The 24508-nt window shown below is 68.1% G+C and carries 25 protein-coding genes and 3 tRNA genes; 22 read left to right on the top strand and 6 right to left on the bottom strand.

All coding sequences use genetic code 11. The features are described 5' to 3' along the window. Positions 1-5 precede the first annotated feature (5 nt). From rsmA to OXG83_12725, 5 genes are all read left to right on the top strand, one after another. On the top strand, positions 6-794 hold the full coding sequence (gene rsmA / locus OXG83_12705) for a 16S rRNA (adenine(1518)-N(6)/adenine(1519)-N(6))-dimethyltransferase RsmA (GenBank protein ID MCY3965891.1): 789 nt from the start codon (positions 6-8) through the stop codon (positions 792-794). A gap of 83 nt (positions 795-877) precedes the next feature. Next, complete coding sequence (locus OXG83_12710; protein ID MCY3965892.1) at positions 878-3223, top strand: DNA translocase FtsK 4TM domain-containing protein; 2346 nt, start codon at positions 878-880, stop codon at positions 3221-3223. Between the two features lie 47 nt (positions 3224-3270). Continuing rightward, on the top strand, positions 3271-4269 hold the full coding sequence (gene fmt / locus OXG83_12715) for a methionyl-tRNA formyltransferase (protein ID MCY3965893.1): 999 nt from the start codon (positions 3271-3273) through the stop codon (positions 4267-4269). A 62-nt stretch (positions 4270-4331) separates the two neighbouring features. Continuing rightward, on the top strand, positions 4332-5666 hold the full coding sequence (locus tag OXG83_12720; protein ID MCY3965894.1) for a hypothetical protein: 1335 nt from the start codon (positions 4332-4334) through the stop codon (positions 5664-5666). Between the two features lie 189 nt (positions 5667-5855). Further along, positions 5856-6131 carry an HU family DNA-binding protein gene (locus tag OXG83_12725; GenBank protein ID MCY3965895.1) on the top strand — a complete coding sequence of 92 codons (276 nt, stop codon included), beginning with the start codon at positions 5856-5858 and terminating at the stop codon, positions 6129-6131. Positions 6132-6137: 6 nt separating this feature from the next. Here the strand turns inward: OXG83_12725 and OXG83_12730 are convergent, their stop codons facing one another. Beyond that, positions 6138-6821: a TIGR04283 family arsenosugar biosynthesis glycosyltransferase gene (locus OXG83_12730; protein MCY3965896.1), complete on the bottom strand. Its 684-nt coding sequence runs from the start codon at positions 6819-6821 to the stop codon at positions 6138-6140. 51 nt (positions 6822-6872) lie between these two features. On the opposite strand from OXG83_12730, the gene moaC reads away from it, so the two are divergent. The 3 genes from moaC to serA all read left to right on the top strand — a co-directional run bounded on the left by moaC (position 6873) and on the right by serA (position 10244). After that, positions 6873-7349 carry a cyclic pyranopterin monophosphate synthase MoaC gene (moaC, locus tag OXG83_12735; protein ID MCY3965897.1) on the top strand — a complete coding sequence of 159 codons (477 nt, stop codon included), beginning with the start codon at positions 6873-6875 and terminating at the stop codon, positions 7347-7349. 11 nt (positions 7350-7360) lie between these two features. After that, positions 7361-8542: a DUF1343 domain-containing protein gene (locus OXG83_12740; protein ID MCY3965898.1), complete on the top strand. Its 1182-nt coding sequence runs from the start codon at positions 7361-7363 to the stop codon at positions 8540-8542. Between the two features lie 61 nt (positions 8543-8603). After that, positions 8604-10244, top strand: coding sequence for a phosphoglycerate dehydrogenase (gene serA / locus OXG83_12745; protein ID MCY3965899.1), 1641 nt, complete (start codon positions 8604-8606; stop codon positions 10242-10244). Positions 10245-10264: 20 nt separating this feature from the next. On the opposite strand, the gene OXG83_12750 is transcribed toward serA, so the two are convergent. The 3 genes from OXG83_12750 to argF all read right to left on the bottom strand — a co-directional run bounded on the left by OXG83_12750 (position 10265) and on the right by argF (position 13402). After that, positions 10265-10981 carry a septal ring lytic transglycosylase RlpA family protein gene (locus OXG83_12750; GenBank protein MCY3965900.1) on the bottom strand — a complete coding sequence of 239 codons (717 nt, stop codon included), beginning with the start codon at positions 10979-10981 and terminating at the stop codon, positions 10265-10267. A gap of 8 nt (positions 10982-10989) precedes the next feature. Beyond that, positions 10990-12420, bottom strand: a complete 1431-nt coding sequence (gene purB, locus OXG83_12755; GenBank protein MCY3965901.1) for an adenylosuccinate lyase — start codon at positions 12418-12420, stop codon at positions 10990-10992. Positions 12421-12481: 61 nt separating this feature from the next. Then, complete coding sequence (gene argF, locus OXG83_12760) at positions 12482-13402, bottom strand: ornithine carbamoyltransferase (GenBank protein ID MCY3965902.1); 921 nt, start codon at positions 13400-13402, stop codon at positions 12482-12484. Positions 13403-13529: 127 nt separating this feature from the next. On the opposite strand from argF, the gene OXG83_12765 reads away from it, so the two are divergent. Next, entirely contained in the window at positions 13530-14117 is a 588-nt protein-coding gene (locus OXG83_12765; protein MCY3965903.1) for a non-canonical purine NTP pyrophosphatase, read from the top strand. Here OXG83_12765 and coaE read toward each other — a convergent pair. Further along, positions 14105-14710, bottom strand: coding sequence for a dephospho-CoA kinase (coaE, locus tag OXG83_12770; protein ID MCY3965904.1), 606 nt, complete (start codon positions 14708-14710; stop codon positions 14105-14107). The two genes, OXG83_12765 and coaE, sit on opposite strands and share 13 nt — an antisense overlap. 196 nt (positions 14711-14906) lie before the next feature. On the opposite strand from coaE, the gene rplM reads away from it, so the two are divergent. The 12 genes from rplM to OXG83_12830 all read left to right on the top strand — a co-directional run bounded on the left by rplM (position 14907) and on the right by OXG83_12830 (position 22818). Continuing rightward, a complete protein-coding gene (rplM, locus tag OXG83_12775; protein MCY3965905.1) occupies positions 14907-15380 on the top strand; it encodes a 50S ribosomal protein L13 in 474 nt (157 codons plus the stop codon). After that, complete coding sequence (gene rpsI, locus OXG83_12780; GenBank protein MCY3965906.1) at positions 15377-15766, top strand: 30S ribosomal protein S9; 390 nt, start codon at positions 15377-15379, stop codon at positions 15764-15766. Before rplM ends, rpsI begins: the two co-directional genes overlap by 4 nt. Positions 15767-15779: 13 nt before the next feature. Continuing rightward, positions 15780-16763: a 30S ribosomal protein S2 gene (gene rpsB, locus OXG83_12785; protein MCY3965907.1), complete on the top strand. Its 984-nt coding sequence runs from the start codon at positions 15780-15782 to the stop codon at positions 16761-16763. Positions 16764-16888: 125 nt separating this feature from the next. Continuing rightward, positions 16889-17533 carry a translation elongation factor Ts gene (tsf, locus tag OXG83_12790; GenBank protein MCY3965908.1) on the top strand — a complete coding sequence of 215 codons (645 nt, stop codon included), beginning with the start codon at positions 16889-16891 and terminating at the stop codon, positions 17531-17533. 7 nt (positions 17534-17540) lie between these two features. After that, positions 17541-18266 (top strand): UMP kinase, encoded by a 726-nt coding sequence (pyrH, locus tag OXG83_12795; protein MCY3965909.1) that lies wholly within the window; start codon positions 17541-17543, stop codon positions 18264-18266. Between the two features lie 67 nt (positions 18267-18333). Further along, positions 18334-18888 carry a ribosome recycling factor gene (frr, locus tag OXG83_12800; GenBank protein MCY3965910.1) on the top strand — a complete coding sequence of 185 codons (555 nt, stop codon included), beginning with the start codon at positions 18334-18336 and terminating at the stop codon, positions 18886-18888. 53 nt (positions 18889-18941) lie between these two features. Next, entirely contained in the window at positions 18942-20135 is a 1194-nt protein-coding gene (gene ispF, locus OXG83_12805; GenBank protein ID MCY3965911.1) for a 2-C-methyl-D-erythritol 2,4-cyclodiphosphate synthase, read from the top strand. Beyond that, the gene (locus OXG83_12810; protein MCY3965912.1) at positions 20132-20917 is read left to right on the top strand and encodes an RNA methyltransferase; all 786 of its coding nucleotides are present in this window, start codon (positions 20132-20134) and stop codon (positions 20915-20917) included. The genes ispF and OXG83_12810 overlap by 4 nt, the downstream gene beginning before the upstream one ends. 41 nt (positions 20918-20958) lie before the next feature. Further along, positions 20959-21033: transfer RNA gene (locus OXG83_12815), tRNA-Thr, on the top strand. Positions 21034-21046: 13 nt separating this feature from the next. Next, a tRNA-Tyr gene (locus OXG83_12820) sits at positions 21047-21133 on the top strand. A 20-nt stretch (positions 21134-21153) separates the two neighbouring features. Next, positions 21154-21228 (top strand) — tRNA-Gly (locus OXG83_12825). A 255-nt stretch (positions 21229-21483) separates the two neighbouring features. Further along, the gene (locus OXG83_12830; protein ID MCY3965913.1) at positions 21484-22818 is read left to right on the top strand and encodes a PKD domain-containing protein; all 1335 of its coding nucleotides are present in this window, start codon (positions 21484-21486) and stop codon (positions 22816-22818) included. A gap of 84 nt (positions 22819-22902) precedes the next feature. On the opposite strand, the gene OXG83_12835 is transcribed toward OXG83_12830, so the two are convergent. Next, entirely contained in the window at positions 22903-23373 is a 471-nt protein-coding gene (locus OXG83_12835; protein MCY3965914.1) for a RidA family protein, read from the bottom strand. Between the two features lie 104 nt (positions 23374-23477). On the opposite strand from OXG83_12835, the gene OXG83_12840 reads away from it, so the two are divergent. Next, positions 23478-24506 (top strand): ThuA domain-containing protein, encoded by a 1029-nt coding sequence (locus tag OXG83_12840; protein ID MCY3965915.1) that lies wholly within the window; start codon positions 23478-23480, stop codon positions 24504-24506. Positions 24507-24508: the final 2 nt, after the last annotated feature.

Below are 24508 nucleotides of genomic sequence, written 5' to 3' on the forward strand. Positions count from 1 at the left end.
TGCCGTTGAGCCGCGTTCCCCCGCTTCAGAGGGCCCTGGGCCAGCACCATCTTCGGCATCCTGGGCCCGCGATTGCTGCCGTCGACTTCCTGGACGTCGCCGGCCGCCGGGTGATCGAGATCGGCGCGGGAGGCGGGGCGCTCACCCGCCTGCTGCTCGAACGCGGCGCGAGCCGGGTCATCGCGTGCGAGCTCGACCTGCTCTGGACGCTGGAGTTGCGTCGCCGCATCGCGGATCCGCGCCTGGCGCCGGTCACGGCCGACGGCTGCGATCTGCGCTATGAGAGGACGCCCGCCTCGACCCGGGTCGCGGGCAACCTGCCCTACAACGTGGCGACCCGGATCATTCTCGCCGTCCTCGAACGGGCGGCGGTCGGCGCCCGCGCGGCGTTCTTGGTGCAGCGGGAGGTGGCCGACCGGCTGACCGCGTCACCGGGCGACTCCGAGTACGGGGGATTGAGCGTTATGGTGGCCGCCCGGGCGTCGGCTCGGCGGCTGGCGATCGTTCGGCCGGGCAGCTTCGTGCCGCCTCCGGCCGTGACGAGCGCCTTCGTGGGTTTCGAGCGCACCGCGCCTCCGGTCGACGAGGCGGAGTGGTCCGGGTTTGCGAACTTCGTGCGCACGGCCTTCGGGCAGCGGCGCAAGACGCTCGTCAACAACTTCCGGCCGAGCGTGGGCCGCGCGGCAGCCGAGGCGGCGCTGTCGGCGCTCGACCTGCCGTCCACCGCGCGGGCGGAGAGCCTTGGCGTGTCCGAGTTCGTCGCGCTGTTCCGCGAGCTCCGGCCAGGGAGCTAGCCGCATATAGTCATATTTCACTTGATCGGCTACAATCGGTAGCCCGTGCAAGTTCCCTCCATCACTGGTTGCAGGGGGCGCCGGTGATCCGCTCGGACGATGGCGCTCGCCGTCTTGGCTTGCGCGGGCTGCCGGCCGGCAAGGGCGTCGAACTGATCGGCCTGCTCCTCCTCGCCATTGGCGCGCTCCTGTTGCTCAGCCTCTTGAGCTACCAGCCGAGCGACGCCAGCTTCCTGCGGAGTGGCGCGGATACGGGCGACACCGAGAACCTGATCGGTCCGGTCGGAGCCGAGGTTGCCGCGGCGGGCTACGGAGTCCTGGGACTCGCGGTCGTGGCCGTGGCCCTGGCGGTTCTCGGCCTGGGCTACCGGCTCGTACGGTCGCGAGGCAGTTTCCCGTCGCTGCTGCAGGGCGCTGGCGTCGTCGTCGCAGTGGCCGCTTTGCCGACCCTGATCGATCTCGCCGTCGGCGACGTGCAGCTCCGCGGCGAGGCCCTGGGTGCCGGCGGTCTGGTGGGACGAACGATCTCCGGCGGTCTTCAGAGTCAACTGGGAGCCATCGGCGCCACGGTGATCGCGCTGTTCGCGCTTCTCTTCGGCATCGCGTTGACGATGCGAGGCACGTTCGAGGAGTGGCTGGTCCGGGTCGCTGGCCAGCTGAAGGGACCGGTCGCGTTCTTCGCGAGCAAGCTGGGGCGCAGGCGCAAGACCGCTCGGAAGAAGAAGGCAGGCAAGCGCGTCAGGGAGACCGCTGCCGAGCCGGTCGTCGACTCGCCGCTGCAGGAGCTCCAGCTCCGCAGGTCGGCCCCCCAGAAGGAGGTCAATGTCGCAAGGCCAGCGGCAGCGGCCGCTCCGGTGGCGGCGCCGGGGGCAAATCCGCCCGCATCCGCCGTAGCGGGATCGGCGGATGACGCGGACGGACGGGCTGCCGCCGGCCCCGAACTGCCACCGATCGACCTGCTGTACCGCGACGAAGTCAACTCCGAGGTCGACGAGGACGGGGTCCGCAAGCTCGGCGAACTGATCTGTGCCCGTTGCGCCGAGTTCGGTGTGGAGGGGACGATCGAGGGCATCAGCCCGGGTCCGGTGATTACCGTCTTCGAGTTCCAGCCGGCGCCCGGGATCAAGGTTGCGCAGATCATCAATCTGCAGGACGACCTGGCCCTCTCGTTGAAGGCGGAGGCGATTCGGATCGATCGAATGCCTGGCCGCTCCACGCTCGGCATCGAGGTGCCGAACACCCGGCGCACGGTCATCCCGCTGGGCAGCCTGCTGGACGCACCCGAGTTCCGGGAGAGCAAGTCGCCGCTGACGATGGCGCTGGGACGGACCCTGCGGGGCGAGCCGTACTACGCCGATCTGACGAAGATGCCGCACCTGCTTGTTGCGGGCGCCACGGGCGCCGGCAAGAGCGTCGGCCTGCAGGGGATGCTGACTTCGATCCTGTACAAGGTGAGAAGCGATGAGGTCCAGTTCATCCTGATCGATCCGAAGCGGATCGAACTGGGGGTCTACGCGGACATTCCCCACCTCAAGACCGCTGTCGTCGTGGAGCCGAAGCAGGCTGCGAACGCCTTGCGCTGGGCGGTGGGGGAGATGGAGCGTCGCTACCGGCTCCTGGCCGAGGTCCATGTCCGCTCGATCGCGTTCTACAACGAGGCAATCTCGGATCCGGAAGTTGCCCGGCGCCTGCGGTTGCGGGACGAAGAGGCGGCCGAGCCGTTGGCAGCGCGCGACTTCGAGCCGCTTCCCTACTACGTGATCGTGATCGACGAGCTGGCCGACCTGATGATGGTGGCGTCGTCCGAGGTCGAAACCTCGATCGCTCGCCTGGCCCAGATGGCCCGGGCCGTCGGAATCCATCTCATTGTCGCCACCCAGCGCCCATCGGTCGACGTGCTGACCGGGACGATCAAGGCGAACTTCCCCTGCCGGATCTCCTACGCGGCCGCCACGCGGCACGACTCGCGCACGATCCTCGATCAGGTCGGAGCGGAGAAGCTGCTGGGCAAGGGCGACATGCTATTCATGCCTCCCGGCAGCGGCCGGACGATCCGCCTGCACGGCGCCTACGTCACCGAGCAGGAGACGGCGGCCCTGGTTCGCTGGCTCAAGCGCCAGGGTCAGCCAAACCTGGATCCGGCGGTGCTGGAACCGCCGGCGGAAGATCGGTCCGCCGCGGGGAGCGAGCATGGAGGCGGAGACGTGCTGTACGACGAGGCGGCGCGCCTGGTCGTCGCGGAACGGATGGGGTCGGCGAGTTTCCTCCAGCGCCGGATGAGGGTCGGCTTCTCCCGCGCATCCCGCCTGGTCGACCTGATGGAGCAGGATGGAATCCTCGGTCCGGCCCAGGGCAGCAAGCCGAGAGAGGTCCTGGTGCCGCCGGACTTCTTCGAAGAGATCGAGCAGTCGCAGATCGCTTTCGAATAGCGCGGCCCGGGGGTTTCATCGGCGGGTCGCGTAGTCTCCCGGGTGTTGTGTCCGCACCCCGAAGACTCAGCCGGATCGCATTCTTCGGCACACCTGAGTTCGCGGTCCCGGCCCTTGATGCCCTGGAGGCGGCCGGCCGCCGGCCGATCCTCGTCGTGAGCCAACCGCCGCGCCGGGCGGGTCGCGGCGGCCGTGTGGCGCAGCCGCCCGTGGCCCGCTGGGCGCTCGAGAGAGGCGTCGACCTGCTGCAGCCGAAGGGTGTGCGCGGGGACGACTTCCTCGGCCGGCTACGCGACCTTGTGCTGGACCTTGCCGTCGTTGCGGCGTACGGTCGGATCTTCCCCCGCTCCTTGCTCGAACTGCCCGCGGGCGGCTGTGTGAACATCCATGCATCGCTGCTGCCGGCCTGGCGCGGCGCGGCGCCGATTCAGGCCGCGATAGCCGCCGGACAGAAGGAGACTGGTGTGACCACGATGGTCATGGAAGAAGGCCTGGACAGCGGACCGATCCTGCTTCAGGAAGCAACCCGAATCGGCCCGGAAGAGACCGCCGGTGAGCTGTCACCACGACTGGCCGCGATGGGTGCCCGGCTGATCGTCAGCACGCTCGAGGCGCTTCAGGCCGGGACCGTCGAACCGCGGCCGCAGTGTGACGAGGCCTCGACCTATGCCCCGATGCTCCGTTCCAAGGACGGCATCGTGGACTGGAGCAGGCAATCGCGAGAAGTCGCGTGGCGCGTGCGCGCCTACGAGCCGTGGCCCGGGTCGCGTAGCTGGCTTCGCGGCGAGGCTGTTCGGATCGCCCGGTCGCGGCCGCTGGCATTTTGCGCCGGAGCGGAGGGGCGAACCGGTCTGGATCGGCCGGGTACCTTCCTGGGTTGCCGGAGAGTAGAGGGGTTTGGGCGGGCACCGGTGGTCCGGTGCGGTGGTTCGTCGGCGCTGGCACTGCTTCGGGTGCAACGGCCGGGCGGCCGACGGATCAGCGGCCTCGATCTGGTCAACGGGCTGCGTCTCGCCGTGGGCGAGCGCTTCGGAACGGCGGAGTGACCCGCCGGCGCGCCATCCGGAACCTGGATTCCCGCGGCGGGTGGCGCCGGCGGGACACGGCGATGACGGCCCATGCCAAAGTGCGGGCGTCGGCGGCCTTCGTGCTGGAGCGGACCCTGGACTCGAGGGCGCCGGTGTCGACGTTCCTGGACGGCGCGCTCGAGCGCTGCGATCCGCGCGACCACGCGTTGCTGCGCGAACTGGTGCTTGGGACACTGCGCTGGCTGCGCTTCATCGACCATGTCCTGGTCGCGGCCGCGCAGCGGCCTCTCCACCGCATTCAGCGGGCCTTGCTGGCGCCGCTGCGGATCGGCGCGTACCAGCTCTTCTTCCTCGACCGGGTGCCACCGCATGCGGCGGTCAATGAGGCGGTCGAGCAGGCGGGAAGCCGCACTCACGCGGGCGGCGCCAGCTTCGTCAACGGCGTGCTTCGACGGATTGCGCGTTCGCCGCGCCGCGACGACTGGCCGGCCGAACCCGGTGACCTGACGACGCGGCTGGGAATCCGCCACTCCCACCCGGACCTGCTGGTCGAACGCTGGTTGGGCATCTACGGCGAGGAGCGAACGGTCGCCCTGCTTGGCGCCAACAACCTTCCCAAGCCGCTGCACCTGCTGGCGTTCCGGGATCGCGGCGGACGTGCGCTACTGGCGGAGCAGTTGATCGACGACGACGTGGGTGTCGAGCCGTCGGTCCTGGCGCCCCACTGCGTCACGGTCCGTTGGGGGAATCCGCTAACGACGGACGCCTACCGGCAGGGCGGCTTCTACGTGCAGGACGAGGCAAGTCAGTTGGCTGCGATCGTGCCGCCGCCGGTGCCCGGCGAGAGGGTACTGGACGTGGCCGCGGCGCCGGGGGGCAAGACGTTCGCGGTCCTGGCGGAGCAGCCGGACGTTCAGAGCATTGCCGCCGATGTGTCCCTTGGACGCCTGGTGACGATGAGACGGAACGCCGGCCGCCTGAAGCTCCGGCCCCGGCTTCTGGCCGCTGACAGCCTTGCCCTTCCCTTCGGTCCAGTCTTCGACCGGGTCGTCGTCGACCTGCCCTGCAGTGGAACCGGTACGCTGCGCAAACATCCCGAACTGAAGTGGCGGATCAGCGCCGCTGAGATCGAGCGGCTCTCGGCGGAGGGTCTGGCCATGATTCGAGGCGCTTCCGAGTGCGTTCGCCCCGGAGGTCTGCTGGTGGTCATCAGCTGTTCCATCGAGCCGGAGGAGAACGAGGCGGTGGCCGCGGCTTTCCTGGAGTCCCGGATCGACTTTCGTCGGCGGGATCTCCTGGTCGACCTCCGGCCCCCGGCGCAGGAGCACGTCGCTGGCCCCGGGCTGTGGCGTCTCCTGCCGGCCGCGGATCATGACGGCTTCACGGTGCAGGTGCTCGAGCGCGGGGACGATTGAAGGGCTGCAGTTCCCCCTTCCGGAAGGCGGCGTCATCCGTACACCGTGGGACGAGACATAGCCATAGGTTCAAGTGGACATTGACAAAGAGGGTCTTTCTGGCCTAGATTTTCCGGGTGGTCGGGAGTTGGCCGAAAAACTCCCGAGCATACCGGAAGTTCCACCCAAAGACTCGAAGGAGCACACTAGATGGCCGGAAAGGCAGACATCGTAGAAGCCGTCGCCGATGGCGCGGGTTTGAGCAAGAAGCAGGCGGCGGATGCCGTCCAGTCCCTGATCGACAGCATCTCCAGCCACCTGCAGAACGGTGATCGTGTGCAACTGCCCGGTTTGGGGAGTTTCTCGGTTTCGCACCGTGCCGGCCGCATGGGCCGCAACCCGAAGACCGGCGAGTCGATCCAGATCGCCGCGAGCAACGGCGTTCGCTTCAAGGTCAGCCGTCCCCTCAAGGACGCCCTAAACTAGGCACTCTCACCGCACGAGGCGGTAGAAGCGGGCGAGACGCGCTGGCTGGACGCCGGCTGCGAACAGCAGCCAGATCAGCCAGTTCGTCGCCACCGTCCGGATGACGCCGCGTTCGATGAATCGGCGTGACGAGGTCAGGGCACGTCTCGAGATGATCGAGATCGATCCTTGCCGGCGGAGCCGGCGGATGAAGTCCAGGTCTTCGAGGATCGGAAGGTCGGTGAACCCCCCACAGCCCGCATAGGCCGCCGCAGTGGCGAATTGCGCCTGGTCGCCGAGCGGCATGCGCAGTCGTTTCGTGCGAAAGTCGACCAGGCGGCGCCCAAGGCGCAGGAGCCGCGGCGCGGCTTCGAAGTCGACCAGGAATCCGCCGCCGATGGCGTTGCCGCCGACCGCACGTTCGATCTCGGTTCGGGCTGATGCCGGGAGGCGGGTGTCGGCGTGGAGGAACAGCAGCACCTGGGCGCCACGATCGATGGCCAGGGCGGCACCGGTGTGAAGCTGCAGACCGCGGCCCGGTCGTGACGCGGCTGCCACGGTGGCGCCGGCCCGGCGCGCCAGCTCCAGCGTGCGATCGCGGCTGCCGCCGTCGACGACGATCAGATCGTCGCAGTGATGGCGGGCGGCGGCGACCGCAGCCTGCACCGTACCCTCTTCCTCGAGCACCGGCATCACGATCGCAAGGCGCATTCCTGCGGTAGGTTACCGGCGCGGGGCTTCCTCGCACAGCAGTGCACAGGCATGAGTTCCGACACCTCCTTCAGCCACCTCGATCGCCGCGGCCGCGCGGCCATGGTCGATGTCTCGGCCAAGGAGGTCACTCGTCGGGTCGCGGAAGCATCCTGCCGCGTTCTGCTGTCGGCCGACACCGTTGAGCGGCTGGATCGGTTGCCCAAGGGCGACGCTTTGACGGTGGCGCGGGTGGCTGGAGTGCAGGCCGCCAAGAGCACGTCCACCTGGGTACCCCTGGCTCATCCGCTGCCTCTGGACCAGGTGGAGGTGGAGATCGAACCTGGGGAGAGCGGCGTGACGATCCGGAGCCGAGTGGTGGTCACCGCCCGCACCGGCGCCGAGATGGAGGCGCTGACCGCCTGTGCGGCCGCGGCGCTCGCTCTCTACGACATGGTCAAGTCGGTCGAACGCGGCGCCGTCGTCACGGATCTGTTGCTGGAGGCGAAAAGTGGCGGCCGGAGCGGCGAGTATCGCCGCGGCCGCTGAAGCGGAGGGTAGTGATCCGTTTCGGCCTCGACCGCCTGCTCGACGACGCGGGACGTCTGAAGGGGCGCCGCTACGTCCTGCTTTGCCACCAGGCATCGTTGAGCCGTGACGGCGTTCACGCGCATCTGGCTCTCGGGACCGTCGAACGGCCAGTGGCCCTGCTGGGGCCGGAGCACGGCTTCTACGGAGTCGAACAGGACATGGTGGCCGCAAGCGACCAGCGGGATCCGTGGACGGGATGTTCGGTCGTCTCGCTCTACGGGGACGAGGCGGCGAGTCTGCGACCGCGGTCTTCCGTCTTCGAAGGTGGTGATCTGCTGGTGATCGACCTCCAGGATGTCGGCGCGCGCTACTACACCTTCGCGGCGACCGCGGTGTGGGCGGCCGAAGCGGCGCTCGCGGCCGGCTGCGAGGTGTGGATCCTGGACCGTCCGAATCCCCTGGGGGGCCGGAAAGTCGAGGGCAACCTGCTGGACCTCGATTTCGCTTCCTTCGTGGGCGCCTTTCGCATGCCACAGCGCCACGGGTTGACGCTGGCGGAGATCGTCCTTCTGGAAGCGCGGCGCCGCGGCTGGAACACCACGTCGCTCGCCGTCTTCGAGGTCGAGGGTTGGCGGCGGGACGAGACGTGGCGGGACACGGGCTGGCCGTGGGCGGCTCCATCACCGAACATGCCGACACCGGACACAGCCGCCGTGTATCCGGGGCTGTGCCTGTTTGAAGCGACGGCGGTGTCCGAGGGCCGTGGCACGACGCGGCCGTTCCACCTGCTCGGATTGCCCGGCGCCGACGCGCCGGCACTGGCCCGCCACTGCCGGGACCGCCTTGACGCGGCCGGACAGGCCGGCGTTACCGTGGTCCCCGCCATGTTCAGACCGCAGTTCCAGAAGCATGCGGGAAGGGTCTGTGCCGGCGTGGAACTGCGGGTGGTCGATGGAGAAGCCCTTGAGCCTGTGCGTCTCGGGTTCGAACTCCTTCTCGCCTTTCGCGACGTGCTGGGGCCTGCCTTCGACTGGCGCGCCGAACCGTACGAGTTCGTGTCGGATACGCCGGCCGTCGACCTGCTCGCCGGTACCGACCGTTTCCGGCTAGCGCTCGAGGCGCCGGATGCGCTGGAACGCTGGTTCGCGAGCTGGCGTGATGATGAGAAGGAGTTCCGCGCGGAGCGCGAACCGGTCTTGCTGTACTCCTGAAGCACTGCCACAATCCGGCTGGCGGCGGGTCGCTCCCGGTCCGGCCGCTTGTAGTTGAGTCTTGCCGACCCGAGCACGAACCGAGGTGCAGCCGATGCCGCGGATCCTGATTGCCGACTCCCTGGCGCCGGCCGGTGTCGAGTTGCTGCGCGAAAACGCGGAGGTGGACCAGCTTCGAGACGAGGACCGTCCACGGCTCGCCTCATTGATCGCGGACTACGACGCGGTCATCGTGCGCAGCGGCACCGAGATCACACGGGAGGTTCTCGAGGGAGGGGAGCGTCTCAAGGTAGTGGGCCGTGCAGGTGTGGGCGTCGACAACATCGACATCGCAGCCGCCACGCAGCGCGGCGTGCTGGTGATCAACGCACCGACCGCGAACTCGCTTTCCGCCACCGAGCACACCTTCGCCCTGCTACTGGCGCTGGCGCGGCGGATTCCGTCAGCGGACGCCTCGCTCAAGGCGGAGCGCTGGGAGCGCAAGAACCACGTCGGCAGCGAGTTGCAGGGAAAGGTGCTCGGCGTGATCGGCTTCGGCCAGATCGGGCAGCGGGTGGCCACCCGGGCGCGGGCTTTCGAAATGGAAGTGCTCGCCTACGACCCGTTCCTGCAGGCGGAGGTCGCGCGGCGCCTCGATGTCGAACCGGTGACTCTTGACGATCTGCTCGCGGGGTCGGACTTCATCACCTTCCACACGCCGTTGACGGACCAGACCAGGAACATGCTCGACGAGTCGCGCATCGCCCTGATGAAGGACGGCGCCGTCGTGATCAATGTCGGGCGCGGCGGCGTCGTCGACGGCGAGGCTCTGCTGGCGGCGCTCGAGTCCGGCAAGCTCGCGGGCGCCGGTCTGGATGTGTTCCCCGTGGAACCGCCATCGGACTACCGGCTGGCCGCCCATCCGAAAGTGGTGGCCACGCCCCACATCGGCGCCCAGACGACCGAGGCGCAGGAGCGCATCGCTACCGAGACGGCCCGCATGGTGCTCGCCGCGCTCCGCGGCTCGCTCGCGGTGTCGGCGGTGAATCTGCCGTTCCGATCATCCGGATCTCGGGGTGAACCCTTCCTGCGGCTGGGCGAGCAGCTCGGCCGGCTGGCCGCGGTCGCGCTTGGGGGCAGCCTGCGGCGGGTCCAGGTCGATCTCTGGGGCATCGACGCCGAACTGCGCAAGTCGGTCGCCGTGGCGGCGCTCAAGGGTGCCCTGATTCCGTCCTGCGGCGAGGGCGTCAACTACGTCAACGCGGAGCGAACGGCCGCCGACCGCCGCGTAGAACTCGTGCAGGCCACGCACAGCGACCAGGCCGCGTACGCCCACTTGGTCCGGGTCCGGGCGGTCGGCGCCGAGCCGCCGACCGGAGCCTGGATGGCCGACGGCGTGGCCGAGGCTTCGGGCACGACCTACCGCCACGGCGAGATCCACGGCGATCTGCGAGTCGTTTCCTTCGCCGGCTTCCAGCTCGAGTTCCAGCCCCGCGGCCTGCTGCTGTTCCTGCGCAACCGCGACGTGCCAGGCTTCGTCGGCCGGTTGGGCACTCTGCTCGGCGACGCCGGAATCAACATCGCCGACATCCACCTGTCCCGGGAGCCGGACGGTGACGCCATCGCCGTGTTGCGGCTCGACCAGGTCCCGGACGACGCCTGCATGGATGCGCTGCTGGCGGTGGACGAGGTGATCGCGGTCGACCTGGTCGACCTCACCTGAACGGGCCGGCCCGACCCTCGTCAGCCCGAAAGAAAGGCGGCGATGCCGGCGTCTTTCAGGCGCTGCAGCACGGCGTCGGCCGCTTGCCTGCGTTTACGCTCGATCTGGACGCGGTGCACTCCTCGTCCTCTTGTGATCTTCACGTTGTCGAGGTCGAGTTCGCGGCGGAGGCGTCGGGCCAGCGCCACGGCACTGCTGCGCTTACTGAAGGCGCCGGCCTGGATGGTGAAGCCGCGCTCGCGGTCCCCGTTCGCCCTGCTCGCGCGGCCGCCGGGGGCGGGATAGGAGATCGGTAGTTGACGCCTTTTCGGTGCCAACCGCACGACCTTGATGCGGACGTTCGCCAGGCCCTGACCGAACATCTCGAGCTGTCTGGCGGCTCCGACGGAGAGGTCGATGATCCGGCCCTTGATGAAGGGACCGCGGACGTTGATCGGGACCCTCAGCTTCTTGCCATTGTCCTGGTTCTTGACCAGCACGACCGTTCCCAGCGGCAACTGCTTGTGCGCGGCCGAGATGCGGTTCATGTCGTAGGTCTCACCGCTTGCGGTGGGGCGGCCATGGAACTTGGCGCCGTACCAGGACGCCAGTCCTTCCTGCGTGGTTCCGCGGTTCGGTGATTCGAGGCGGGTGGTCGAGGCGCAGCCGACTAGCGCGCCGGCGGCGAGGACCGCGGCAAGCGCGGCTGCGAGCAGGCGGCGGGTGCCGTCCTCGGGACGCGAGCGCGGCCGGTACATCGGGTTCGCTACACCCGCGGCGCCTCGACCGCCGCGGCCCGGTGCCGAGCCAGTGCCGGTTCCACGGCTTCGGCGAGGAAATCGTCGACCTGCTGCGCTGAACGACCGGTGAAGGAGTCCGCGTCGATGAGGGATTCGAGTTCGTCGCGTCCGAGACCGAACGACGAGTCGGCCGCGATCAGGTCGATCAACGGGTTCGGTTCTCCCGCGGAAACCCGCGCGTACGCCTCGAGACTGTGCCGGCGAATGCGTTCGTGCAGTTCCTGACGGTCGCCGCCGCGCAGCGACGCTTCCATCAGGAAGGTCTCGGTGGCCATGAACGGAAGCTCTCGCCTCACCCGGGCCGCCGTGGCTGCTTCATTGACCCGCAGCCCCTGGGCGATGTTCGCAGCCAGAAGCAACACGGCATCGACGGTCAGAAAGCAGTCGGTCAGCACGAGGCGGCGGTTCGCCGAGTCGTCGAGGCTGCGCTCGAGCCACTGAGTGCCGGCGTTCAGCGCCCCGTGTAGTGAGTCGCTCATCACCCGCCGCGACAGCGAGCACATGCGCTCGGCCCGCACCGGGTTGCGCTTGTACGCCATCGCCGAGGAACCGACCTGGTTTTCGTCGAACGGCTCGGACAGTTCACCAACACCCTGTAACAGTCGCAGGTCGCTGCCGAACTTGTGGCAGCTCTCCGCGGTTCCGGACAGCGTGTGCAGAACCTGACTGTCCTGCTTGCGCGGGTAGGTCTGGCCGGTGATCCGCCAACTCGCCTCGAAGCCGAGCGCCGAGGCCACCCGGGCGTCGAGTTCGCGGACCTTGCCGTGGTCTCCGCCGAACAGAGTCAGGAAGGAGGCCTGGGTGCCCGTCGTGCCCTTGGCGCCCCGGCAGCGCAGCCGGTCGCGGCGGTTCGCGACTTCCTCGAGGTCGGTCAGGAAGTCCTGGAGCCAGAGACACGAGCGCTTGCCCAACGTGGTCAACTGGGCCGACTGGAAATGGGTGTAGGCGAGTGCGGTCGTGCTCCGCTCCCGGCGCGCGAAGCTGGCCAGCTCGGCCACCGTGGCCGCCAGCCGTCCCGCAACCAGGTCGAGAGCATCCCGGACGATCAGAGCGTCGGTGTTGTCGGTGATGAACGCCGACGTCGCGCCGAGATGCAGGATGCTGCCGGCGTCGCCGCTGACCTCGGCGAAGTGCCGCAGATGGGCCACCACGTCGTGGCGTGTCTCCCGTTCCAGCGTGGCTACTCGCTCCAGGTCGAGTTCGTCTGCATGCTCGCGCAGCGCGGTAAGCTGTCCTTCGCTGATCGGCAGACCCAGCGCGGCCTGGTTCTCGGCCAAACAGATCCAGAGCCGCCGCCAGGTCCGGAACCGGTGCCGGGCCGAGAACAGCCGCGCCATCTCGGCACTCGCGTAGCGCTCGTGAAGCGGATTCTGCGGTGCTTCCCTGGCTTCGGCCATGCGCGCAGTCTACCAGCGTAAGTTGTTGGCGAACCTACGCTTATCCCATGTTTCCGCTCCTCTACGCGCGATCGAGGAGGCGGAGCATGAGGGCCTTCTGGGTGTGCATGCGATTCTCGGCCTGGTCGAAGACGCGGCTCTGGGGGCCGTCGACGACGGAGGCGGTGACTTCTTCGCCCCGGTGGCAGGGCAGGCAGTGGAGGTAGATCGCGTCGCTCTTGGCCCGGGCCATCAGATCGGCGTCGACGGTGTAGCCCTCGAAGTCCGCGAGGCGCTGCTTTCGTTCCTTCTCCTGCCCCATCGAGGTCCAGACGTCGCTGTAGACGGCGTCCGCGCCGGCGGCGGCGGCGTGCGGGTCGGTTCCGGTTTCGATCCCGGCGCCAGTGTCGGTGGCGAGCGCGCCCGCGAGTTCGAGGTACTTGTCCGCTACTTCGTAGCCCGGCGGTGAGGCGATGGAGAAGTCGAGGCCGGCACGGGCGCAGGCGATCATCAATGAATGGGCGACGTTGTTGCCGTCGCCGATGTAGGCGACCCGGCGGCCGCGCAGGTCACCGAACTCCTGGCGGACGGTCATCAGGTCGGCGAGTGCCTGGCAGGGGTGCAGTTCGTCGGTCAACCCGTTGATCACGGGAATCGTGGCGTGTTCTGCCATCTTGACCACGGTGCTGTGCTCGAAGGTACGCAGCATGAGGAGATCCACGTAACGGGACAGGACGCGGGCGGTGTCGGCGATCGTTTCCCCGCGGCCGATCTGCAGATCGCGCGCCGACAGGAAGATCGCCTGACCTCCGAGTTGCCCCATGCCCACCTCGAAGCTCACTCGGGTCCGCGTGGACGACTTCTCGAAGTAGAGGCCAATCGACTTGCCGTGGAGCGTGCTTCGATGCGCATCGGGCCTTGCCTGGAGTCCCAGGGACAGATCGAGGATCGACTCGAGTTGGCCCTCCTCGAGATCGGCGATCGAGAGAAGGTGTGCGGGCATGTGAGGCATTCCTCCGTTGGGCCGGATGGTGTGGGGCGGGCTACACTGCCTGTCCCTTGGCTCTTTCGGCGCGAATAATACACCACTATGGCGCACGATTATTCATGTCGTGTTCGGGCGCCGACAGGTGAGTGGCGGAGCTTTCAGCCAGGGACCGTGGGTGCTGGTCACCGGCAACGAGAACAAGCGGCGCGAGGCGGAGCGGATCGTCGGCCGCCGGCTGGAGACAGCGGCGATCGACCTGCCGGAGATCCAGTCCGGCGACCTCATCCAGGTGCTGCGGTTCAAGGCGGAGGCTGCGTGGCAGCGGCTCGAGCGGCCGGTCGTTGTCGAGGAGACCGGTCTGGAACTGGCCTGCATGAACGGCTTTCCGGGGCCGCTGGTCAAGTGGATGTTGGAGGCGGTGGGTGACGAGGGCATCGCGAACGTGGCCATTCGGGCCGGTGATCCCCGGGTGGTCGCGCGATGTGCCCTCATGCTCAGGAATGGCGACCAGGAAGTGATCGCCGAGGGCACGACGGCCGGCAAACTCGTGCTGCCGCCGCGAGGAGGGGGCGGCTTCGGCTGGGACCCGGTGTTCGAGCCGGATGGACTCGAACGGACCTACGCGGAGTTAGGCGATGAGGTCAAGGACCGGATTGGCCACCGAGGCCGTGCCTGGCGCCAGTTCCTGCGGGCGCTCGATGGCCCGGAAGAGGCTGATCATGAGCGCTGAGCCTGACGCTTCAAGGCTGAGTGCACAGCCTCGACGTGGGCGCGGAGTTCAGCCAGGTTTCCGGTGTTCTCGATCACGAAGTCCGCGGCCGCGCGACGGTCTTCGGATCGGGCCTGCGCCTCCATCCGCGCAGCCGCCTGGTCGCGGTCCAGACCGCGTCGGACAGCTCGGTCCAGGCGAAGGGCGGCCGGTGCCTCGACGGTGACCACGGCGTCGTACCGTCCACGACCGCCGGTCTCGGCCAGCAGCGGCACTTCGAAGACGACGACTGCGCCGTCGCCGGCTGAGTCCAGGATCTCCAGGTAGCGCTGCCCGACCAGTGGATGGATCGCCTGCTCGAGGCGCTTGCGGCTGGCCGGGTCGGCGAAGACGGCCCTGCCCAGTGCGTCCTTGTCGACGGAGCCGTCGGCCCGGAGCATTTGCGGCCCAAAGAGGTCGGCAACCGCTTGGGCTCCGGGCTGGCCGGAGCGATAGAGCTCGGCGACCAGGGCGTCGGCGTCGGTGACCACGCAGCCCAACTCCGCCAGCATCGCGCCGACAGTCGACTTGCCGCTGGCGATGCCGCCGGTGAGCCCAACCCGTAGAGCAGTCATGGTGAGACGAGAATACGCCGCAGGGAGCTCGGATGGGACCGTCGCTCACCTTGACAAGGTCTGGTTGGGACTCTACGATCCCCGTTCCTCTGCGCGAGGGGCTTCGGTAGGAGTATGCCCACTCCTTACGTCTTGCTGCGCGCAACGGAGGGCTGGCATCCCAAAACAAGGCCGGCCGGACAGGGTAGGAACACGAATGACCGCAATAGCCAGAGCAAGGACGGCGAACCCGACCTACAGCCCCAAGGTGGGCGAGATCGAGCGCCGCTGGTACGTGGTGGACGCGGAAGGCGCGACGCTCGGACGTCTGGCTACGCGGGTGGCGCGCATCCTGACGGGCAAGAACAAGCCCACATACGCTCGCCACATCGATGTCGGTGACTTCGTGGTGGTTGTCAACGCCGAGAAGGCGGTTCTCACCGGCGGCAAGGACGACAAGAAGATCTACTACCGCCACAGCGGACAGCCCGGAAAGCTCAAGTCGGAGACTGCCGGCCGCCTGCGCGGGCGCCGGCCGACCAGGCTCGTGGAACTGGCGGTGCGGGGGATGCTGCCCAAGAACCGCCTGGGCCGCAGGCAACTGAGGAAGCTCAAGGTCTATGCCGGAGCGGAACATCCGCATGCGGCACAGCAGCCGGAACCGATCGCGATCGAGGGGAGTCCGAGTTGACGGAAGCGAGTTACGGAACGGGCCGCCGCAAGACGGCCACGGCGCGCGTCTTCCTGCGCCCGGGAAGCGGCGAGATGACGGTCAACGGCATGGGAATGGACGACTACTTCAGCAGCGAAGTGCTGAAGATGATCGTCCGCCAGCCCCTGCAGGTGGCCGAGAAGGAGGGCGATGTCGACATCTCGTGCACGGTCCGCGGAGGCGGCAGTTCGGGCCAGGCAGGCGCCATCCGGCACGGCCTCTCGCGTGCGCTGGTGGACTTCGATCCGGAGCTCCGCGAACCGCTCAAGGCGGCCGGGTTCATGACCCGGGATCCGCGGCGCAAGGAACGCAAGAAGTACGGTCAGAAGGGTGCGCGCGCCCGCTTCCAGTTCAGCAAGAGATAGCGGGGACAGGTTCTTGGCTCACGTCACGATGAAGGAGATGCTGGAGGCCGGCGTCCACTTCGGTCATCAGACGAGGCGCTGGAATCCGAAGATGCGCAGCTACATCTTCGGCCGGCGCAACGGCATCTACATCATCGATCTTCAGCAGACCCTGCAGCGGTTCCGCGAGGCCGCGGAGTACGTCGAGCACATGGCCCGCATGGGGCGCCGTCTGCTGTTCGTCGGCACGAAGCGACAGGCGCAACAGGCGGTCGAGGAGGAGGCGCGGCGCTGCGGCCAGTTCTACGTCACCCATCGGTGGCTTGGCGGCACGCTGACCAACTTCGTCACCATCCGCGCCTCGGTCGAGCGCCTTCAGGATACGGAGAAGAAGCTCGCCGACGAGGAGAGCCTCCTGACCAAGAAGGAACGCCTCCGGCTCGAGCGCGAGCGGGACAAGATGGTCCGCAACCTGGATGGCATCCGGGACATGGAACGGCTCCCGGACGCGCTCTTCGTCGTCGATCCGCGGCGTGAGCACATTGCAATCGCGGAGGCGAACAAGTTGAACATCCCGGTCGTGGCGATCGTGGATACGAACTGCGATCCGGAACTCGTGGACCACGTGATTCCGGGCAACGACGACGCCATCCGCACGATTCGCCTGTTTGCCGGCCGAATAGCCGACTCCTACATCGAGGGCGCCGCCGCCTGGAGCAAGGGCGACGAGGGGGAAGCGGAAACGGCGGTCGCCGTCGAGGCTGACGGCGAAGCGGAGGAGCCGGTGGAGAGTTCGGATCCGGAAGGGCCGTCCGAACCCGTCGAGCCTGTCGAGGTGGCAGCGGAGCCTGTCGAGTCGGCAGCCGAGCCCGCCGAGCCAGTCGAGTCAGCCGCCGAGCCAGTCGAGTCAGCCGCCGAGCCAGTCGAGTCAGCCGCCGAGCCAGTCGAGGCAACCGCCGAGCCAGCCGAACCGGCAACCGATGTGGCGGAGCCCGCAGCGGCCGGCGGCAGCGCCTGAGCCAACCGGCAGTTTCGTGGTGAAGCGCCGACGATTCTTCGTCCGGCGAAGCGGTGACAAGGGCGCCGGCACTCAGTTGAAGTTCGAGTCCGGGGCGACTGGAGCCCCTTAGGGAGAAGGAAGCGATGAGCAAGGCAGTGACAGTCGCGATGGTCAAGGAGCTCCGCGAGCGGACCGGCGCGGGCATGATGGACTGCAAGAACGCCCTGGTCGAGACCGGCGGCGACGTCGAGGCGGCTCTCGACGCGCTGCGCAAGAAGGGACTGGCCTCCGCGGCCAAGAAGGCGGGCCGCGCGACGAGTGACGGTCTCGTGGTCTCCTACATCCACGCCGGCGGCAAGATCGGCGTGCTGCTCGAGATCAACTGCGAGACGGACTTCGTGGCCCGCACGGACGACTTCCAGCAGTTGGCGCACGATCTGTCGCTTCATGTGGCCGCCAGCCAGCCCCGGTTCATCGGTCGCGATGAGGTGACTGCGGACGTCCTGGAACGGGAGAAGAGGATCCACCGGGAACAGGCCATCGAGTCGGGCAAGCCCGAACACATCATCGAGCGGATCGTCGAAGGCCGAATGTCGAAGTTCTTCGGCGAGAACTGCCTTCTGGAACAGCCGTTCGTCAAGGACACGGACCGGAAGGTCGAGGACGTGCTGAAGGAGGCGATCGCTAAGCTGGGCGAGAACATGCGCATCTGCCGTTTCGCCAGGTTCCAGCTCGGCGGCGACTCGACCGTGGCCGCGGCCGTCTCTCCGGCTGAAGGTTCGTCCTGATCGTCGGATGACAGCCGCCGCTTCCGAGCCGGCCTACCGCCGCATCCTGCTCAAGCTGTCGGGGGAAGCCCTGATGGGCGACAAGCCGTTCGGCATCGATGAGGCCGTGGTGGCCAGGATTGCCGGTCAGATCCGGGATGTCTTCGAGCTTGGCGTGGAGATCGGCATCGTCGTCGGAGGGGGCAACGTGATCCGGGGCCTGGCCGCGAGCCATCGCGGCGTCGAGCGGGCGACGGGCGACTACATGGGCATGCTGGCGACGGTGATCAACAGTCTGGCGATGCAGGACGCGTTGGAGAAGACCGACGTTCCGACCCGGGTGCAGACGGCGCTGGAAATGAAGAGCGTCGCCGAGCCGTTCATTCGTCGCCGGGCGATCCGGCACTTGGAGAAGGGTCGCGTCGTGATCTTCGGCGCCGGCACCGGCAACCCATACCTGACGACGGACACCGCCGCGGCGCTCCGCGCCAATGAGATCCAGGCCGAGATTCTGCTCAAGGCAACCCAGGTCGATGGCGTCTATAGCGCCGACCCGCGCCGGGACGCCGGGGCGAAGCGCCTGCCCGAAGTGACCTATCAGGAGGTCCTGGAACGCAACCTGGGCATCATGGACGCGGCCGCGATCAGCCTGTGCCGTGAGAACGACCTGCCGATCGCCGTGTTCGACCTGGGCACCCCGGGCAACATCCGGCGTGTGGTTCTGGGCGAGAGGGTCGGTTCGCTGGTCACGTGAGGGAACTCACGCTGTAGCGTTCAGCGGCGCAAGCTCCTAGAATCCGCCGTCTGGGGAGGCTGAGGTCATGCAGGAGCTTTTCTTGGAGATCGAGCTCAAGATGAGGGATGGCGTCGACCACCTTCACGAGGAGCTGAAGACGCTACGGACCGGTCGGGCGTCGACGGCGCTGCTCGATGGAGTGACGGTCGAGTACTACGGTACGCCGACGCCGCTCAATCAGCTAGCCAGCCTGTCCGTCGCCGACGCCACCCTGCTCGTGGCGCAGCCGTTCGACCCGACCCAGATCGCGGCGATCGAACGCGCGATCCTGGTGGCCGACCTGGGCCTGAATCCCTCCAACGACGGCAGGATCGTTCGCATCCCGGTACCTCCGCTCACGCAGGAGCGGCGCCAGGAAATGGTGAAGCGCGCCCACGAGATTGCCGAGCGCTTCCGCAACTCGGTGCGGGGTGTCCGGCGTGAGGGCAACGACCGCCTGAAACAGATGGAGAAGGCCAAGGAGATCTCTCAGGACGACGAGCGGCGAGGCTTCGACGAGATGCAGAAGCTCCATGACCACTACATCGGTCTGGTGAACCAGGCTCTGGCGAACAAGGAGAAGGACATCCTCGAGGTATAGCCGTCACCGCCGGCGCCGACGGCGCCGGGACCGGTCCGCCTTCGAGGAGTACCGTGACCATCCACGCCATCGTCCCTGCTGCCGGAGAGGGCAGACGGTTCGGTGGCGGTCGGCCGAAGCAGTTCTCGCTGCTCCTCGACCGTCCGGTACTGGCGTGGACGGTCGAGCGGGTTGCCTCCGTCCCCATGGTCGACCGCGTGGTCGTGGCGGCCCCGGCCGGGAAAGTTCGCGAGACGCAGGAGATGCTGGCGGCGGAAGTCACGTCACGGCCAGGTCTCGACGTCACCGCAGTGGAGGGGGGCGCGCGCCGGCAGGACTCCGTCGCCGCCGCGCTCGCGGCGGCGGCCGCGGATCCGTCCGACTGGGTTGCCGTTCACGACGGCGCGCGGCCCTGTCTGAGCGCGCCGGACCTCGAGGCCGTCGTCCGGGCGGCGGCGGAGAGCGGCGGGGCCGGTGCGGTCCTCGGACGCCCGGTCAGCGACACTCTGAAGACCGTCACGGCCGGCCGGCTCGGTGCGACGGTCGATCGGGCCAGCCTCTTTCGGGCCGAGACCCCCCAGGTCTTTCGCGCCGCGGCTCTGGCGGCCGCGCTCGACCGGGCGGCCGCGCAGGAAACCGAGGTGAGCGACGAGAGCAGCCTCTTCGAGCCCGGTTCGGTCGCCGCCGTCGTGGCGTCCCGGCCCAACCCGAAGCTCACCGACCCCTCGGATCGCGCCACGATCGAGGCGTTGCTGCGGTCGCGGCGGAAGGCTGACGAGGTCGTCGCCAGGGCCGTCGGCCACGGCTACGACGTCCACCGGCTGCGGCCGGGGCGGCCCCTGATCCTCGGTGGGCAGCGGATTCCGCACGAACTCGGTCTCGACGGTCACAGCGATGCGGACGTCGTGCTCCATGCGATCGGCGACGCGCTGCTCGGCGCTGCGGGGCTCGGCGATCTGGGAGTCCACTTTCCGCCGTCGGACGATGCCTGGCGCGGGGCCGACAGCTCGGACCTGCTGCGCCGGATCGTGGGTCGGGTGCGGGAGAACGGGTTCGAGGTCAGGAACTGCGACGTGACGCTGGTCGCCGAGCGGCCGCGCATGGCGCCCTACCGCGCGGCGATCGAGGACCACGTCGCGCGGCTGCTCGGGCTGGACGCCGGGCGAATGAACTTCAAGGCGACGACCCATGAGGGACTCGGACCCCTGGGGCGAGGCGAGGGCATGGCGGCCGAGGCCGTCGTGCTGCTCGAACGGCGGCTCAGATGAGCGGGCCGGAAGGTCGTGGGCCTTCTCGCGAGTCCGTCGCCCGCTGGCGGCTCGGCTTCCAGCCGGTTCGCGAGGTTCTACGCAGCCACCCGCACGACGTCGTCGAAGTCGTTATCGGGAGGACGCCGGGGGAGCGGCGGCGGACGATCGAGGATCTCTGCGCGAGGCACGGCGTGCCGGTTCGAAGCGTCAGCGGCTCCGACCTGCGGTCACGGCTCGGGGCCGTGGGGGTCGACCAGGCGGCGGCGCGCGGCTTCGCGGCCTGCCTGGCGCCCCGGAAGCGAGGTGGAACGCCGCTCGCTCCGGCCGACCCGGAACTCCTGGTGCTGGTCGAGGACGTTCAGGATCCGCGGAACCTGGGCGCCCTGCTACGGGTGTGCGAGGGTGCCGGCGTCGGTCGCGTCCTGATCCGCGATCGCGGTTCGGCGCCGCTCTCGGCGGCAGTGGCCGGTACCGCGGCGGGCGCGGTCGATTGGCTGGATGTCGAGCGGATCGTGAACAGCGCCCGGGAGATCGAGCGGCTCAAGCGGGACGGCTTCTGGGTGTATGGCGCCGATGCCGGCGGCGTCTCTCCGTGGACCGTCGACCTGAGCGGCCCGATCGTGCTCTGCATCGGCGGCGAAGCCCGCGGTTTGCGCCGCCGGACGAAGAGTCTCTGCGATGGCCTTCTCGGCCTGCCGATGCGGGGCCATGTAGAGTCCCTGAACCTCTCCACGGCCGCGGCGGCGCTGCTCTACGAGGCGGTGCGCCAGCGTCTTGTCAGGCCGGAGGGCCTGGCGTAGACTCCGGCGTCGCCGTGGCGCCAAGCGCCTCGCAAGCGAGGGCCGGCATAGCTCAGTGGTAGAGCAACTGCCTTGTAAGCAGTAGGTCCTCGGTTCGAATCCGGGTGCCGGCTCCATGGGGAAGTTGCCGGAGGCGTGGCCGAGCGGTCAAAGGCAACAGACTGTAAATCTGTCGGGCAAAGCCCTACGGTGGTTCGAATCCATCCGCCTCCACCACTTCCTCCCCTCGCGGGTGCGCGGGAGTAACTCAGGGGTAGAGTCACAGCCTTCCAAGCTGTTGGTCGCGGGTTCGAATCCCGTCTCCCGCTCCACGCCGCGCGGAGCGCCGGCGTGGTGCGGGAGACGGGAATCGGCGTGCATCGCTCGCTGCGAGCGATGCGGGCCAGCGAATCCGTTATGCGTGCTCAGGACGCGCGGAGCGCGCGAGGAAACGCGTCTCGGCTAGCGAATCCCGTCTCCCGTTGCTGACGCCGTAGCACCGCCGGCTGTCGGTGAGTGTCGGTGCGCCGGCCTTCTGGCCGGCAACGCTCTGGCTGGGCGGCTGGTCGCGTGCGAGGATGCTGTCGATGCCAACTGGAAGTCTCCCGGGCAGGTTCGTCGCCTTCGCTTCGCTTCTTGCCGTCGCGTCGCCGATCGCTGCCCAGTCGGGCCTTGCTGGACCTCAATCCTCCATCCATGTGTACCAGCACGACGACAATGACTTCGAGCGCTACATCTACCTTCGCGACCCTGAAACGGGCCGCTTGCCCTACCAGACGGAGTTCGCCCAGCGGTTCCGGTTGCCGCGAGGAGGGACGGTCCGGTACGTCGAGGTGTGCGTCCAGAAGCCGCGGGACGCGCTGCCCGAGGACGACTTGCTGGTCTACATCGTGAGGATCTACTCGGACGGCGGGAACGTGCCCGGCGAAACCGTCCTAAACGACGTCGCTCAGTTCAGTTGGATGACTCACGTTCCGGCTGGCTACCGCGTCTGTCACAAAGTGCCGGTTGGCGTGGGGCCATCCTCTCCAAGTGGCTTCAAAGTGAACGCCGGCCCGGTGTGGGTCGGCCTTGCGTGGGGGGACGATCCGGCCGTTGAACAGAACCTTCAGGAACTCGCGGTTGACGAGGACAACTCCGGTGGACGGCGTGCGTTTCGCGTAATCCACGACGAAGGAGGTGATTGGGAAGCTTGGCAAGCCGACACGGATTCAGGGGCTTACGCCATTCGCGTGGCGGTCGAACACTCCGACCCCGAGCCAGAGCCCGACCCCGATCCACCGCCGCTCCAGGCCGGATTCGAAGTGGACGGCGCGGCGTGCGACGCCGAACTGTGCCGGGTCGTGACCGGTGAGGCCGTGCGCCTGGTGGACACGAGTACCGGAACGGTGCGTTCGAGGACCTGGGAGTTCGGTGACGGAACCACGTCGCGGTTGCCGACGGTAGAGCAGTCCTGGTCGACGCCGGGCTTCTTCGAGGTGACGCTGTCGGTGAGCAACGCGACGGCGGTGTCGACGGCGTCCCGGAAGTTCCTGGTGGAGGCTGCGGAGCCGCGGGGTACATGCGCGGCGGACGCGGAGACGCGGTGTTTACACGATTCGCGGTACGCGGTGACCGTGGAGTGGCGGAAGTCGGATGGCGAGACGGGTGCGGGCCGCGTGGTGCACGAGGGAACAAACGACTCGGGTCTGTTCTCGTTCTTCAGCCGGGAGAACTGGGAAGTGCTGATCAAGGTGCTCGACGGCTGCGCGGTGAACGGCCATGTGTGGGTGTACGGCGCCTCGACGACCGACCTCGGCTATGTGCTCCGGGTCACCGACACGGTGACCGGAAGGGTCAGGGAGTACCGGAACAATCCGGGGCTGCCGGCTCCCGGGATCACCGACACGACGGCGTTCGAGGACAGTTGCAAAGCCATGTGAGCTGGCGGCGCCAAGCTCTCTCAGGCTCCATGTCTAGCGCCAGTCCTCATCTCACTGGCTGACAACTAGACCGGCGGTGACCGGCTACTCCGCAGCCACCACCGCCGTCGCCTCCACCTCGATCAGTAGCGACGGGAACACCAGCCCCGTCACTCCGACCCAGGTAGCCGCTCGCGGTGGATCGAGTTGCAGCACCTTGGCCTGGGCGCGGCCGACGGTCTGGACCTTCTCCGGGTCGATGTCCTTGATGAAGACAGTCGTCTTGACGATGTCCTCGGCGCTCGCGCCGGCCTGTTCGACGCGCTTGACGACGTTGGTGAAGGCAATCTCGGCCTGCTCGGCGAGGGTGGCTGCGGGCGCGTCCGCTCCGTCGGCCAAACCGACCTGGCCGGAGATGCGGATCGTGGTGACGCCGTTGGCGGTCGTCTTGGCGATGTGGGAGAAGCCCTGCTGGGTGCCCAGGAACTCAGTCTTCAAGTCTTGTGCCTCCGCAATACCCGTAGCGAGCAGGAGCAGACCGAGAAAGAAGGCGAGAGGGAGCGGTTGTCTCTTCATTCTCGGGCTCCTGGAGTCGTGACGGGTGGTCTTGTGAAGTTAGCGGTCGAGCGTTGGGGTGCGTACGATAGCGCGCTGGTACGCTGCCGGCGGAGGTTCCGCTGATGAAGTGTGGTCGTTCGGTCCTTGGCCTGATGGCGTTGTCCGCCTCGGTGATCATGTTTCTGCCTGCTCCCGGACGCGGCAGTGAGGCCCACTGGGTGACGTACCCGGGCGGCGACGGTCCAGGCGCCGGCCTCAAGGTCGTCCTGATCGCCGGCGACGAGGAGTACCGCTCCGAGGAAGCGATGCCGATGCTGGGCAAGCTGCTGTCGGTTCGGCATGGGTTCGAGTGCACGGTCCTGTTCTCGATCGACGCGGAAACCGGAGCGATCGATCCGGAGGAGCAGACGAACATCCCGGGTCTCGAAGCGCTCAGCGACGCCGACCTGATGGTGATCGCCACGCGGTTTCGCGAGCTGCCCGACGAGCAGATGAAGCACCTCGTCGACTACGTCGAATCGGGGCGTCCGATCGTGGGCTTGCGGACGGCTACCCACGCCTTCTCGTACCAGCGGAACCTGGACAGCCCCTACGCGCACTGGAGCTTCCGCAGCGAGTCCTGGCCTGGCGGTTTTGGCCAGCAGGTGCTCGGCGACACGTGGATCAACCACCACGGTCGTCACGGCCAGGAAAGTACGCGCGGCGTGGTCGCTCAGGGCGCGGCTGACCATCCGATCCTGCGCGGCGTCGACGACGTCTGGGGACCGACCGACGTCTACGGGCTCAGGAACCTGGGCGACGATGCGAACGTCCTGCTGCTCGGGGCCGTACTCGCCGGCATGTCGCCCGACGATCCGCCGGTCGAGGGGGAGAAGAACGACCCGATGGTCCCGATTGCGTGGACCCGGTCCTACACCGGCGCCGGCGGCAAGGCGGCGCGCGTCTTCACGACGACGATGGGCGCTTCTACGGACTTCGAGAGCGAAGGACTCCGACGCTTGCTCGTGAACGCCGTGTACTGGGGGCTCGGCATGGAGGAGCGGATCCCGGAGCGCAGCGATGCCCGGGTCGTCGGCGCGTACGAGCCGACCGAGTTCGGCTTCGGCAGCCACGCCGTGGGCGTCATGCCGTCGGTCCACGCGCTGCCGTAGCG

Source organism: Acidobacteriota bacterium, from assembly GCA_026707545.1.
In the GTDB taxonomy this organism is placed as follows: Bacteria; Acidobacteriota; Thermoanaerobaculia; order Multivoradales; family Multivoraceae; genus Multivorans.

What these genes read in the sequence shown, in the direction of transcription:
- OXG83_12720 (MCY3965894.1), top strand. Translation starts at nt 4,332, where the DNA reads ATGACGGCCCATGCCAAAGTGCGGGCGTCGGCGGCCTTCGTGCTGGAG.
- OXG83_12725 (MCY3965895.1), top strand. Translation starts at nt 5,856, where the DNA reads ATGGCCGGAAAGGCAGACATCGTAGAAGCCGTCGCCGATGGCGCGGGT.
- OXG83_12730 (MCY3965896.1), bottom strand. Translation starts at nt 6,821, where the DNA reads ATGCGCCTTGCGATCGTGATGCCGGTGCTCGAGGAAGAGGGTACGGTG.
- moaC (MCY3965897.1), top strand. Translation starts at nt 6,873, where the DNA reads ATGAGTTCCGACACCTCCTTCAGCCACCTCGATCGCCGCGGCCGCGCG.
- OXG83_12750 (MCY3965900.1), bottom strand. Translation starts at nt 10,981, where the DNA reads ATGTACCGGCCGCGCTCGCGTCCCGAGGACGGCACCCGCCGCCTGCTC.
- purB (MCY3965901.1), bottom strand. Translation starts at nt 12,420, where the DNA reads ATGGCCGAAGCCAGGGAAGCACCGCAGAATCCGCTTCACGAGCGCTAC.
- argF (MCY3965902.1), bottom strand. Translation starts at nt 13,402, where the DNA reads ATGCCCGCACACCTTCTCTCGATCGCCGATCTCGAGGAGGGCCAACTC.
- coaE (MCY3965904.1), bottom strand. Translation starts at nt 14,710, where the DNA reads ATGACTGCTCTACGGGTTGGGCTCACCGGCGGCATCGCCAGCGGCAAG.
- rplM (MCY3965905.1), top strand. Translation starts at nt 14,907, where the DNA reads ATGACCGCAATAGCCAGAGCAAGGACGGCGAACCCGACCTACAGCCCC.
- tsf (MCY3965908.1), top strand. Translation starts at nt 16,889, where the DNA reads ATGAGCAAGGCAGTGACAGTCGCGATGGTCAAGGAGCTCCGCGAGCGG.
- pyrH (MCY3965909.1), top strand. Translation starts at nt 17,541, where the DNA reads ATGACAGCCGCCGCTTCCGAGCCGGCCTACCGCCGCATCCTGCTCAAG.
- frr (MCY3965910.1), top strand. Translation starts at nt 18,334, where the DNA reads ATGCAGGAGCTTTTCTTGGAGATCGAGCTCAAGATGAGGGATGGCGTC.
- OXG83_12810 (MCY3965912.1), top strand. Translation starts at nt 20,132, where the DNA reads ATGAGCGGGCCGGAAGGTCGTGGGCCTTCTCGCGAGTCCGTCGCCCGC.
- OXG83_12830 (MCY3965913.1), top strand. Translation starts at nt 21,484, where the DNA reads ATGCCAACTGGAAGTCTCCCGGGCAGGTTCGTCGCCTTCGCTTCGCTT.
- OXG83_12835 (MCY3965914.1), bottom strand. Translation starts at nt 23,373, where the DNA reads ATGAAGAGACAACCGCTCCCTCTCGCCTTCTTTCTCGGTCTGCTCCTG.
- OXG83_12840 (MCY3965915.1), top strand. Translation starts at nt 23,478, where the DNA reads ATGAAGTGTGGTCGTTCGGTCCTTGGCCTGATGGCGTTGTCCGCCTCG.